Annotated in this window: 10 protein-coding genes; 2 read left to right on the top strand and 8 right to left on the bottom strand. The window is 42.8% G+C overall.

What is annotated here, in order from left to right; translation table 11 throughout:
* Nucleotides 1–80: 80 nt before the first annotated feature.
* Entirely contained in the window at nt 81–1436 is a 1356-nt protein-coding gene (locus UQ64_RS04600) for an ABC transporter substrate-binding protein (RefSeq protein WP_060622324.1), read from the bottom strand.
* Between the two features lie 241 nt (nt 1437–1677).
* Here UQ64_RS04600 and UQ64_RS04595 point away from each other — a divergent pair, with 241 nt between their 5' ends.
* Nucleotides 1678–1890 (top strand): hypothetical protein, encoded by a 213-nt coding sequence (locus UQ64_RS04595; protein WP_060622323.1) that lies wholly within the window; start codon nt 1678–1680, stop codon nt 1888–1890.
* A 381-nt stretch (nt 1891–2271) separates the two neighbouring features.
* Here UQ64_RS04595 and UQ64_RS04590 read toward each other — a convergent pair whose 3' ends face one another.
* The 3 genes from UQ64_RS04590 to UQ64_RS04580 all read right to left on the bottom strand — a co-directional run bounded on the left by UQ64_RS04590 (nt 2272) and on the right by UQ64_RS04580 (nt 5473).
* Nucleotides 2272–3165 (bottom strand): polysaccharide deacetylase family protein, encoded by an 894-nt coding sequence (locus UQ64_RS04590; RefSeq protein ID WP_060622322.1) that lies wholly within the window; start codon nt 3163–3165, stop codon nt 2272–2274.
* A gap of 126 nt (nt 3166–3291) precedes the next feature.
* Entirely contained in the window at nt 3292–3885 is a 594-nt protein-coding gene (locus tag UQ64_RS04585) for an LOG family protein (protein WP_060622321.1), read from the bottom strand.
* An 88-nt stretch (nt 3886–3973) separates the two neighbouring features.
* On the bottom strand, nt 3974–5473 hold the full coding sequence (locus tag UQ64_RS04580; RefSeq protein ID WP_209445711.1) for a stalk domain-containing protein: 1500 nt from the start codon (nt 5471–5473) through the stop codon (nt 3974–3976).
* Nucleotides 5474–5722: 249 nt separating this feature from the next.
* Here UQ64_RS04580 and UQ64_RS04575 point away from each other — a divergent pair, with 249 nt between their 5' ends.
* The gene (locus tag UQ64_RS04575; protein WP_060622319.1) at nt 5723–6394 is read left to right on the top strand and encodes a tetratricopeptide repeat protein; all 672 of its coding nucleotides are present in this window, start codon (nt 5723–5725) and stop codon (nt 6392–6394) included.
* 96 nt (nt 6395–6490) lie between these two features.
* Here UQ64_RS04575 and UQ64_RS04570 read toward each other — a convergent pair whose 3' ends face one another.
* The 4 genes from UQ64_RS04570 to UQ64_RS04555 form a co-directional block, all read right to left on the bottom strand.
* Nucleotides 6491–7879, bottom strand: coding sequence for a lytic polysaccharide monooxygenase (locus tag UQ64_RS04570; RefSeq protein ID WP_082650988.1), 1389 nt, complete (start codon nt 7877–7879; stop codon nt 6491–6493).
* A gap of 299 nt (nt 7880–8178) precedes the next feature.
* Nucleotides 8179–11340, bottom strand: coding sequence for an MMPL family transporter (locus tag UQ64_RS04565; RefSeq protein WP_060622317.1), 3162 nt, complete (start codon nt 11338–11340; stop codon nt 8179–8181).
* The gene (locus UQ64_RS04560) at nt 11337–11792 is read right to left on the bottom strand and encodes a MarR family winged helix-turn-helix transcriptional regulator (RefSeq protein ID WP_060622316.1); all 456 of its coding nucleotides are present in this window, start codon (nt 11790–11792) and stop codon (nt 11337–11339) included. Before UQ64_RS04560 ends, UQ64_RS04565 begins: the two co-directional genes overlap by 4 nt.
* Nucleotides 11793–11965: 173 nt before the next feature.
* Nucleotides 11966–12406: a GNAT family N-acetyltransferase gene (locus UQ64_RS04555; protein ID WP_060622315.1), complete on the bottom strand. Its 441-nt coding sequence runs from the start codon at nt 12404–12406 to the stop codon at nt 11966–11968.
* Between the last annotated feature and the right edge of the window lie 3 nt (nt 12407–12409).

Here is a 12409-nt window from a genome sequence, read left to right as displayed (position 1 = left end):
GCATTAAATCCGAATTCATAGAGAATACCGTTCTCCATGAATCCGGACCTTCTAGAAATAGAATGCTTATATTAGAAATCTTAGCTGCGTTCAGCCAGTGTCTTCGCTTGTTTTACAGCTTCATCCCACTCTTTAGCCGGATCAGCCTTTTTCTCCAGAACGTTTTTCAGTGCATTTTTGAAGAAGGTATCGGTTTGGTCATGAAGAGGACCGTAGTATACAGGTTTTACACGATTAGCAGCTTTACCAAATTCAACAGCCGTTTGTTGGCCACCGAAGAATTCATCCTTGAAATCTACGAATGCTGGATCTTCATACAGTGCTGGAATGGAAGGCATCAAACCCTTTGTTTTGAATGATTCCAGTTGATTATCCTTGTTATCCATCCAAGCGATAAAGTCATAAGCTTCTTTCGAATGTTTGCCTTCCTTAGGCAGTGTCAGGAATGATCCTCCCCAGTTACCGGCACCTTCTGGAAGCTGCGCGATTTTCCATTTTCCAGTAGAGTCTGGCGCGTTACTCTTCACATTCCCTGCCATCCAAGCAGGTCCCATAACTACTGCAAACGATCCGTCGTTCATGCCTTGGCCCCATTCAGGAGACCATAACATCACATTGCTGATCCAGCCTTCCTGGATACCTTTTACAGTGAAATCGTAAGCTTTGCGAACTTGTGGATTGGTGTCTCCGATAAAGCTGCCATCCGCTTTGCTGAAATAGATTTCATCCGCAGATTGGTCGCGTAAAGCGTTAAATGTAAGGTCTGTAAGATCTACAAAAGGCTTACCTGTCTTTTCCTTGAATGCCTTGGCTACAGTTGCGAACTTATCCCAAGTATCAATCGCTGCGCCGAATCCTTCGGAGTCACTTGGCAATCCTGCTTCTTCAGCCAAATCCGTTCTGTAATATACAACCGTTGGACCAATATCTGTAGGTAGACCCAGCTGGAAGCTGCCATCTACGGAAGAGGCTTGTTTCCATTTCCAATCCAAATAGTTCGCTTGAATATCTTTGGCCCCAAGATCGTTCAGGTTATAGAATTTGTCCTGTGCATTGATAAAACGCTCCATGAAACCGATTTCAAGTTGGAAAATATCTGGTGCGCCCGATCCTGCCGATAAAGCAGTGGTCAAATTATTATGGTGAGCCGTTTGGTCACCGGTATTTTGAACCTTGATCGTAACGTTTGGATGTTCCTTCGTGTACTCCTTTGCTAGATCCTCGTAGTTCACGTTACCGAGTGTCCAGAAAGAAAGTTCGATTTTCTCAGCAGGCTCAGTGCCCTCGTCTTTTGCAGGTTCACTTGTGCTTGCTGCGTTGTTACCTGTATTTTTACTTGATGCATTATTCTCGGCGTTGTTGCCTCCGCATGCTGCTAGTGAACCTACGAGCATGATAGCGACTAACGAAAGCGCCAAGTGTTTTACTTTATTCATTCCCCTGTACCCCTTTCAAAGGTTTCTCTTACAAGATTTAGTGTACAGGGTTTATATTCTTTTTTTGAGGAGGCAAACTTCCGATTTATGGTGGAAATACTTACGAACTCAAGATCAGCCTATCCAAATAGGGTCCTCATAAAATAATTGTTAGCTCTAAGGAGATTGGATTTCTTGTGCTTCCGCAGGTATACTATTTTTATTTCTAACTTCATTACATGATCAAAGGAGTTTAATATCTATGCCTATTAACCGCCCGCTGTTTACAGACAGTGATTTCCAAGAAGCCATTGACCGAAAATTACCTGTCCGAGTATTTCAGGACGATCATTTGGTAAATTCAGGAGCAACAGTTGTCCGCTTCACTGATTTCGATGTCGTTATTCAGTCGAGAGTTAGTGATCTGACTTACTACTCTCGCAAGAGCTGCCAATTCTTTGAGGTTAGGCCCTAAAAAAAGCCGGAACACAGTGACCCCTAGGATCATTGCATTCCGGCTTTTTTCAGCAGACATATGTAGTAGCTTTTACTTAATATTTTTGTATGTGCCATACACTTTCATTTTCTCATTGAGAACTTCCTGAAAACTCTGCTTCTTCTTATTAGACCTCTCTTGCTTAGGATTGACCACGGGCTGAGGTCTAAAAAACTGATGATTGTAAGCCATAAGTTGATGTACGATCACATTCATTGGATTTCAAACTCCTTCCGTGACGTTCCTGAAATTTGCGTTTCTGCTTCATCGCTTATAGGTATTTACCCAGCTGCTCCAAAGTTTAAACAGTTTCATCACATTCTGATTAAACAAATTAAAATGATCCCTTTTTGCAATGCGCTAAATAGATCTTTGTAAATCGCGAATGTCTTTCCACGAAATAAGTTTGATTTGCTCATTATTTATCACTTGCTTAATATCAATATCATTTAGAAGAAGATATTCCAATTCTCTTTCTGTATAACATTCCGTTATCGCTATTAACTGCTCTGTTTTTTTAGATGGATGTATAGTTAACTGGGTTATTCCAGGTTTTAGATTCTTTAATAGTTCAGTTAATCTCCTTTTCATTTTGCTGTACTCAGCAGTGGGGTTAAAACAATAAGGAAGAGAAACTATATCATCGATTAATAGAATTCCCCTCTCTTTTGCTGAAGAAATTCTTTTTTGAAACAATCTCAATTGATCATTATTAAAAAATGGTTGGTCTAAGATCCTAATAGGTAAATTAAAGGGTAGACGGTACTTTTCACATAAATCAAATGTTATTTCTATAAAATCCCGCCCTGTGAATAACCCCATAATGCTTCCACCATGACTATCCAGATGAGTTGGATCAATGCCTTGTACAATTGCACTTTGGATCTGCGATTCCAACTCTAATTTAACCTCATTAGCAGCAGCGTTTCTTTCCAGAAGAGTGGCATCTTGATGAAAATACCCTTCCGCCGAAACTAAACTATTTAAATTGCTTTCTTTGAATACTGGTTGATACAGATGTTTCTCCCCGCTTGTTAGAGTTAGATGAATTCCAATATTCGTTATCCCTTTACTATTGCATATCTCCATTGCTTCATTTGAGTCTGGGCAAGGGATCATAATAGATGTGGATGTTATAGATTTTTCTTCAAATAAGTTAACAATAGCTTCATTAGTTCCTTTAGTTATTCCAAAATCGTCGGCATTAATAATTAACAAACGGTCGTCAATCCCAAACCCTAATTTTCGAATCATAATCCATCCCCCTATTAATGAGTGATTTTCAAAAAAATAACAATAAGGACGCAATCACTGTTAAGTGTTTGCATCCTTATTGTGTAAACCGTTCATTTGCTCCCTACCGTAGTAGAAACCTAGAATCTAACGTTGTGACGGGAACCTTGCTTTACCCTTTTCTTTATTACTATGATCAACTTGACCTCTCATCAGTTCAAGCAAATATTCGGGATCAGAGTTCATATCTAACATTTTCAACGCATTTTTTGGAGCAAACCCTTCACTCACACTATGAGTAATCATGGCTAGCAATGGATTAAAATAACCTCTTATATTCAGCAGCCCTATAGGCTTCTGATGAATCCCAATCTGCATCCAGCATAGGATTTCAAATAACTCATCAAAGGTTCCAAGACCACCTGGCAGGGCAATAAACGCATCAGCCATACCGCTCATAATGGCCTTACGTTCATGCATACTAGAGACCTCAATCAGATTCGTTAGCCCAGTATGCCTGATTTCATCATTAAAAAGATCCACCGGCATAATACCAACGACTTCACCACCATTTGCCAACACTCCGTCTGCCACCTGTCCCATAAGGCCATTTCTTGAACCTCCATAAACCAGCCTACAACCTTGTGCAGCTATATGATAACCCAATTCTCTAGCCATTTCCGCATATTCTGAGTTAAGACCTGGATTCGATCCGGCGAACACACATATTGTAAAAGCCATACCTATCCCTCCAGACTGGTTATTATGGTTCAATTGAGATAATTCACTTATTGTACATTAGAATATTTAAATAAGTGTTAAATGAAAATCATCTTTTTGTTTGCAATGTTAATTGATACAATGAACTATTCCACTCGGCAGTCACACCTAGAGCCTTTGCCAACGCCGCCGCTGGAACAAGTGATGTATAACTTACTTTAATCGCGCCTTCTTTAAAAGTGATTTTTTTGCCCTCTTTCGAGAGCGTCATATCTCCGTCCCATGAGAGGGTATAGCCCAGACTTTCCGCCACTTCCCTGATTGGTACTCTTACACTTCCATCCAAGAATATAGCAGACTGTACGGAGTCCATTTTCTGACCATCTACAATTACAGTAACAGGCTTCAAAATAGGAGATATAGTAAAAGGACGTGAATCAAGCGCACTGATTCCAAGCTGACCAAACATATTCGTCCCCCAGGCCACTGCTGTTCCATCCTTCAAAACTGCATATTTACTATTTTCCCCCGTGGCAAAAGAAACCGGATTGCTCAAGCCTTTAATTTGCTTAGGCTGAGTAAAGACCCATTTACTGTCGGTTGATGATTGAGTACTCCAAGTCCACACGGTGCCATCTTTTTTAACAGCTACAAAGCCGCCTAAATCCAGCGTAAGTTTGGAGATCGGCTTTATGACTGTGATCTTTTGCAGACCTTGCAATAAAGTGCCAGCTTCCCATACCCAGTATTCTCCTTTTTTATTGGCAACAAGGTTGTACCCGTCTTTTGTCTGAACAGATACAATATCCGTAAGGCCCGGCATCTTTTTCATCGTGATTTCGTTATAATTATTGCTGTCAACCGTTGCCCAGACGCCTCCCGTCTCAGTTAACGCCAGTATACTCCTCCAGTTCATAGAAACGGACTTTACATGATATAAATCCTTGACTGGGGTCGGCTTCTTCACCGCTTTTGTATTCTCTATTTGCGGATTAGCGCTCCAAGTCCAAAGGGTACCGTTAGTTCGAATTGCGGCCTGATAGTCACTACTACCGACCCACTTGACCTCACTTAAACCCTGAACCTTGGTAGCAGCAGGTAACTCTGTAAAACCTACATCAGTGGTTACTGGAGGATTCCACTGGAGTACGCTTCCATCCTTTCTCAAAGCTAAGGTATTGTGTATACCTGAAGCTATACTGACTACATCGGTCATCCCAGAGATAACCTGAGGAAGCAGCACCTTGTGCTGTTTAGTACTTATCCCATTGCCTGCTTCTGTAGCATTCTTGTCCCGGTAATCTCCCCAAGCTTTAACCGTCCCGTCTTCGTTCAGCGCTACATAATAAATTCCACCGATTTCTAACTGCTTCGTACGATCAAGCGCTGCTATGCTATGGGGAGTAATCGTCCACCCTTCAGGACCTGCAGTTCCATTTGCAAATTGTCCAAAAACATTGCTTCCCCAAGACCATACGGTTCCGTCAGTCCCCAGTGCGAAGGAGCTCCCTCCCCAAAATCCAGAAGTAGCAACAATCTCCTTAATTCCACTCAGCTTTGCGGATGAGGGAGCTGCGCTTATCACTTGCGGGACTGACATAACAGCCATAAAAGTAGAACAAACAACCAAACTAAACAGCCGTAGTTTCCTTGCTAATAAGTTCATCTTATTTTTCCCTTCTTATGATATTATTGTAATTATTATTCATCTTACACTAAGATGCTATTAAGCTGCTCAAAGTTGTATGATTTTTAAATCCCGGGATTCAGATTGCTTTGAATTATGTTATAATTACGCTGCCTTAGATCTACTCTTTTCAATCGCAATACCGGAACCAAATGATTATGGAGGGAAGTTATGCTTAAATTTATAGGTGTTTTACTGCTCTTCAGATTAGTGGGCAACCCTTTTCTGGCTATATTCATCCTGCTTCTTATCTTATATTTCTTGGATCGGCGATATGTGGGCATCTTCCCCAGCATTACAAAGCCCTTCAAAAGAATGCGTCAAATTTCCAAGCTGCGTACAACCATTTCTTTAAATCCTAATGATGTCTCATCCAAATTTGATTTAGCGCGGAGTTTGGCAGAACGTAAAAAATACAAGGAAGCGAAGGATCTCCTACTCCAAATCGAGGACCGTTATGAACAATCTGCCGAATATTGGGTAGAACTCGGACATGTGAATCTTAAGCTAGGTGCTTTGGAGGAAGGCGAGGCACAGATGCTTCGTGGTCTGGAGATCAACCGTAAGGCTCGATATGGACAGCCGTATCTTTGGTTAGCGGAAACTTTCCGCCATACGAATCATGATAAAGCATTACATTACGTTACTCAGTATCAAGAAATCCAGTCTTCTTCTTCTGAGGCGTATTATCTAGCTGGCTCCATGTATAAAGCGCTTGGCAGATCAGAGGATGCGAAACGAGCTTTCGAAGAATCCACCGCTGTTTATCGTTCACTGCCTAAATATAAAAAACGGCAGGAGCGCAGTTGGGCGTTGCGCAGCTTTTTCGCCAAGATGAAATAAATATATCGACTCCTTAACCCCAAAAAACGGAGATCATTTCTGATTATCAGAAATGATCTCCGTTTTTATATAATAAATTGGGGGTGAACGATGTTATTAGTTCATTACTTGTTTCCACAGTGACAATGCCGACTCCGGATTCCAGTTGGTATCACCATAACTTCTAAATGTCACTCTAGCTTCATAAAGGTTACCGTTGTATTCAACTTTTGTCCCTACAATGTACAACCCGGTTGCATTCCAAGCTGCTACATCTGGTAATACGGGTTTCACAAGGGTTGTGACTGTATATGAAGAGCTCTTATCTGAAACATTACCCGCAGCGTCTACAGCTCTCACATGATAATTGTACGTTGTGGAAGCTTGAACCATTAGATCCGTAAAGGAAGTTTCCTTGATTTGGGTCAATTCAACTCCATCTCGATACACAACATAATGATCAACACCTACATTATCTTGGGCGGCGTTCCACATTAGATTAACACTATTGTGCTTCACAGACATGGTATGCAGCCCCTCTACCATCGAAGGCTTCACGTTATCCGGTGTTTCCACTGGAGGTATAACCACTTCCGGGTTGGGCGTATTAACAACAATAATATTACTAGAGTTGGACTTGTTTCCTGCACGATCCACCGCAACGATATAATATGTATAGAGTTTATCTTGTTCTACAGTTATGTCTTTATAGCTCGTTGTTGAGGATATACCAACTTGCTTCGCATTACCAATGTTCTCACCGCGGTATATCATATAATGATCCACGCCTATGTTATCTGTTGCAGCATCCCACATAAGGTCTACACTGCTCGATTCTACACTCATCGTATGTAACCCAGTTACAGTTGACGGTTTCTCCGTGTCAGGTTCTACCCCAGGTCCAGAATCACCGTTCTTTAGATTTACATCAATCACTTGGTAGAAGGCATTCGCCGTATCATCAATATCCCACACGGCCAAAATAACATGGTATCCACTGCGGTCTGTTGGGACATTTACTCTATGTGTCACAGAACGCTCAGGCTGTTTACCGCCATTCTCAAAAGTTCCAATAAGCTCTAAATCGGAACGTTTAATCGGCGCATTAGGATTCCAGCCTTTTTTCGTAATATAGTAATGCCATTTTGTTGTTCTATGTTGTGCTGTATGATACCAAGTGATGTCATTTACTCCACCAACCATATCGTGCTTAATCCAGCGATCACTTGATTGTTGATCCAGAATTCCTCCGAACATGCCACCCGCAGATGCAATCTTCCCGTCCGCAGGACCCGCCAACGGGAAGCCCTTTGGTGCCTCAAGACTCTGTGGTTCATATTGAACAGAACCCACATTATTCGCTGCACCAAGCTTCGCACGACTTGCTGGTTCGGATACATAACCGTGTCCTAACGCTTTATCGGTGTCGATAAATCCTACTCCGGCAATAACCCCCGCTATAATAACAAATGGAGCAGCCTTCTTTGCGATACTGCTGTTCTTCATGCTTACTTTCATCATTCATCATCTCGCTTTCTAGTTGTAATTTGGAGACTTTGAAAACGAATCCAGAGTTATTATAATTTTCCGAAAACATAATAACAATAACCTAAAGAACCAGACGACAATGGATAAAAGACCTATGGCAATTGAACGGGTCCGTACTTTCCCCGCTGATAATGTCCCATCGAAGCGATTCATTCTTCTCAAAAAAAGCCAACCACCGATAAATAAATTTATCGGTGACTAGCTGCAATAAAACTACTTGCTATGACTTCTGATTCATAAATGGGGTTTAGTCCCATTTACATATTTAAATCCTGTTTGTTAGCTTCTCCGCTCTGTTTAACCGTAAATGGCCACCAATTCCCACGACCAAAGATACGTACCATAACAGGGACAAAGAACGGCAGGAATATTAATGCATACAAGGCTAATCCTACGAGCACCACTGTAGCGATCTGCATCATCGACAATACCCCAGAAGGATACATCGAAGCGAAGGTACCACCTAAAATAACTACAGCTGAAAGGATAACTGTACCCATATTGCGCATAGCGTGTAGAATCGCCTCTTTTGCATCCCAGGTTTTATTTTCGTTAAATCTGGCCATTAAGAAAATGCTATAATCCACACCCAGTGCGATCAGCATAACAAAACTAAAGAATGGCGTCGTCCAGGTAATCCCTTCAAAGTGCAAAAGGTTAACGAATATAGCCTCTGTAACGCCCAACGCTGAAAAGTAAGTGATCAATAGTGAAATAATAAGGTATATCGGCATTACGATTGAACGAAGCAACAACACTAATATGATGAAAATACCGCTCAGCATCAAGATTACTGTACGCGCATAGTCTTCATTGGAAATGTTCCGCAAATCGCTTTGGCTGCTTGTAACCCCGCTAATAGCTGTTTCAGCATTTTCAAGCTTCGTACCTTTAACTGCACGATCTACTGCTGCTTGAATATCCCCCACACTGTCTATAGCCTCTGAGCTGTAAGGATTCTCGGTGAAAACCACGTCCAATGTCATCACCTTACGGTCATCAGACAAGTACGTGTCAAATACCTGCGCTATACCTTCAGCTTTAAGCGCCTCCGCGGGTACGAAGAATCCGCTCAGCTCTTCATCCTTAGCCGCTTGAATCTGATTCAAGTATTCTTGTGCCGAGCCTAAGCCGTTTGTAATTTGCTTCAATCCATCAGCACTATCGCTTAGCCCAGTGGTTAAGGCTCCAATCTGCCCTGTCAATTCACCAAAGCCATCCGCAAGCTGCTTCTGTCCGCCTTGCAATTGATCAAGACCACTTGTGATAGATGGAATCTTATCTACGATCTGCCCTTGACCTGCTGCCGCCTGATCGAGTCCAGATTGCAGTTGACCGACTCCAGCTACAAGCTTAGCTAAACCTTGCGCAAGCGCGGTTTGCCCAGCCGCAGCTTTGGCATAACCGGCATTCGCCTCATTTAAGCCAGTAGCTGCACCTTTAAGCTGTTCTGAAACTTGACCAAGCCCTGCTGCTAGCTGTGCAGCACCCGTACCACTTTGTGCTACTGTCCCTTTGATCGTCAAATAATTTACATCCTGAACAATTTCCGGATAACTGCTCTCTAGGCCAGTGAAGGAACCGTCCAGTCCTTTTAATGCCTCTGCAACACCTTGTAGCTGCTTCGGAAGCTGCCCGAGTCCCTCATCCAGCTGGGTTAAGCCGCCACCGACTTTTTTATAGCCCTCAAGTAACTTCTCATTAGCATCTGCTAACTGTTTAGCACTTGCTGCTGCCTGCTGAAGACCAGCTTTGATCTCTCCTGCACCCGCTGAGCCACTCTTTATTCCGCTCTCAATTTGGGTGAGACCAGCGCCTAAAGAAACGATTCCGTCTTTGAGATCCGCTGTGCCCTCTGTCAACTTAGCACTACCTGCAACAGCCTCTGTAAGTTTAGGAGCATTATCGCTAAGCTGTTTACTTGCTTCAGATAAGCCGGTCTGAATCTTGGTCAATCCTTCGTTACTCTGATCCAGTCCATCAGAAAGTGTACCGACCTGATTAGGAATCAAGAAATCGCTAATCAGCTCACCTGTTGGACGAGACATGCTGCGAACGGATTTTACGCTATCCACTTTTTCCAGCTCGCGGCTGATTTTCTCCGCAAGTCCCAGATATTCTGAATTGTCCATACGATCATCATTCTTGATTACGATCTTGCCAGGCATCGATTCACCTGGTCCGAAGCTCTCCGAAATAATATTAAACCCTTTTACCGAAGCATATTCCGAACCAATTTCCTCCAAGCTGTTAAAAGACAGCTTACCGCTATAAGTAACTAGGAATGGGGATACGATTACTGCAACGATTAGAAGAGCGGCCCATGGTCTTTTTAAAGAAAAAGAACCTGCCCATCCCCAAATACGGCTCTCACTGTGCTCCAGCTTGCCACGGGAAGGCCAGAATAGCTTTTTACCAAGAACAGCCATAAAGAAAGGAACAATCGTCACGAGTGCCAGTAACATAACCGCAATTCCAACTGCAACAGCCACTGCTGAACGATAAAGGATGAATTTTGATAACCCAATCGCTACAAAACCTACGAACACCGCTAAGCCCGAATAGAAAACCGTTCCTCCAGCTTTACGATACGTGGCAATAATAGCACTTTTGGTATCTTCTGCGGTCATCATTTCTTCTTTAAAACGGCTGATCAGTAGAATGCAATAATCCGTACCAATCCCGAACATGACCGCAACCATAAAGATTTGAGTAAAGGTAGATAAAGGAAAATCATAACGATCCACCAAAAAAGCCACGACAGATTGGGATACAATATAGCTGATACCTACTGTCAGCAGCGGCACAAAAGGCGCTACGAACGAACGGAACACGACGAATAGAATAAGTAGGATAAAGACCACTGTAATATACTCCGACTTCTTTAGCCCTGCTTCTGAGCTTGCGATCATATCCTCTGTAATCAGACCTTCACTGGTCAAATAATGATCTGCTTTAACACCCGAGAGCATTTCATCCACTTTATCTGGTAGGGCAGTAACGGCCTCCCCTTCACCTTTTACGGACAACGCCACCATAATGGTCTTGCCATCTTTGGCAATCAGTGTATCTTTAAGCTCGCTTTGTGAAAAAGGATCGGTGATGGAATCTAACTGCAGAGCTTCCTTATTCGCAGCCAGCTTCTCAACGCCTTGCTGAATACTTGCTGTTTCTTCCGCACCGATTCCCTTCGGGTTATTGAACACAAGGGCTACTTGATGGAGTGATTCGCCTCCCTTGTCACTTGCCGCTTCCTTCATAATTTCTGCTGCTCTTGATGAAGGGTATCCCTCTGGAACGGTAACCTGCCCCTTCTCGCGGACAAGATCAGAGAACGACGGGGCCGTCGTCACTAGCACCACCGCTACAGCGAGCCAGATTGCGATGACCGCCCATCTTGCTTTTAGAATCGTCTTCATTGGCTCTTCCCTCCATTATCATTCTGAATTAGACTCGCCAGCTTCTCAAACATCATGATGAACGTCTCAATATCCTTCTTTTCAAAATGAAACAAATACGGGGCCACTACTTCATGGACTTGCGACTCAGCTGCTTCAAATACTCTTTTGCCATGCTCTGACATCGATAAATACACCTGACGGCGATCATTCTCGTCACGAGTTCGCTCGATAATGCCCGCTTGCACCAGCCTGTTGATTATTGCTGTAATGGAGCTTTTACCTACGCAAAAAGTTTCTGCTAGATATGTAGACGTACATTGTTCCTGAGCATGAATCAGACGCAGAATTTGATACTGATCATTCGTTGTATCTGCAGCAATGCTATCTTTAATTCTTGCGGCTACTTGTCTAGTCACCATCATATAAGCATCCATATAACGGTTAATCCAATGCTGAACTTCATCTTCCAAAGCTTCCTACCTCCAAATATAGTTCAACTGTAGAACAGTTTCATTGTCAAACTATAATCCCATTTATTTCAAAAGTCAACTTACAAGCCTGCTGAACAATTTATAGTGCGGTCAACAAAAAAACAGGCCGAGATTTCATCTCGACCTGCCATTGTATGTCTTCTAAAAACTGTTTATTCCTCATCCTCAATCTCTTCCACTTCATAGACACATCTCAGCGTTTCAATGCCTGCTGCATTTTCGCCAATGCTGTACACCATGAACCCAAGACTACGGTAGAAATCCGCAGCGATCTCACCTTCGGTTTCAGCTACCAGATAACGTGGCTGACGCGTAGTAAGCAGCTCCAGAATCATCCCCCGTGCATAACCTTTTCCTCTGTTCTCTGGCAATACAGCAATATGTCGAATATCCAAAGAGCCATCTTCTGTTTCTTCAAAGCCCACAAGACCAAGCAGTAATTCTTCCTCTTCCCAGCCATATAACTTAAGTCCGGCTTGTTCACTATACTCAGACGAAGTCTGCTGTAGGGCATTCGGATCATCAATGACCGCATAGGTCAACAGCTCATTCACCTCAGATGTACCAATGAGGGGTTTAAGATCAATCAACATTCT

Source organism: Paenibacillus etheri (genome assembly GCF_001012825.1).
In the GTDB taxonomy this organism is placed as follows: domain Bacteria; phylum Bacillota; class Bacilli; order Paenibacillales; family Paenibacillaceae; genus Paenibacillus_AQ; species Paenibacillus_AQ etheri.
Note: the sequence above shows the minus strand (reverse complement) of the source record. Positions and strands in the feature narration are given on the sequence as shown.

Coding starts and splice junctions, on each gene's coding strand:
- UQ64_RS04600 (WP_060622324.1), bottom strand. CDS start 1,436: ATGAATAAAGTAAAACACTTGGCGCTTTCGTTAGTCGCTATCATGCTC.
- UQ64_RS04595 (WP_060622323.1), top strand. CDS start 1,678: ATGCCTATTAACCGCCCGCTGTTTACAGACAGTGATTTCCAAGAAGCC.
- UQ64_RS04590 (WP_060622322.1), bottom strand. CDS start 3,165: ATGATTCGAAAATTAGGGTTTGGGATTGACGACCGTTTGTTAATTATT.
- UQ64_RS04585 (WP_060622321.1), bottom strand. CDS start 3,885: ATGGCTTTTACAATATGTGTGTTCGCCGGATCGAATCCAGGTCTTAAC.
- UQ64_RS04580 (WP_209445711.1), bottom strand. CDS start 5,473: ATGGCTGTTATGTCAGTCCCGCAAGTGATAAGCGCAGCTCCCTCATCC.
- UQ64_RS04575 (WP_060622319.1), top strand. CDS start 5,723: ATGCTTAAATTTATAGGTGTTTTACTGCTCTTCAGATTAGTGGGCAAC.
- UQ64_RS04570 (WP_082650988.1), bottom strand. CDS start 7,879: ATGAAGAACAGCAGTATCGCAAAGAAGGCTGCTCCATTTGTTATTATA.
- UQ64_RS04565 (WP_060622317.1), bottom strand. CDS start 11,340: ATGAAGACGATTCTAAAAGCAAGATGGGCGGTCATCGCAATCTGGCTC.
- UQ64_RS04555 (WP_060622315.1), bottom strand. CDS start 12,406: ATGTTGATTGATCTTAAACCCCTCATTGGTACATCTGAGGTGAATGAG.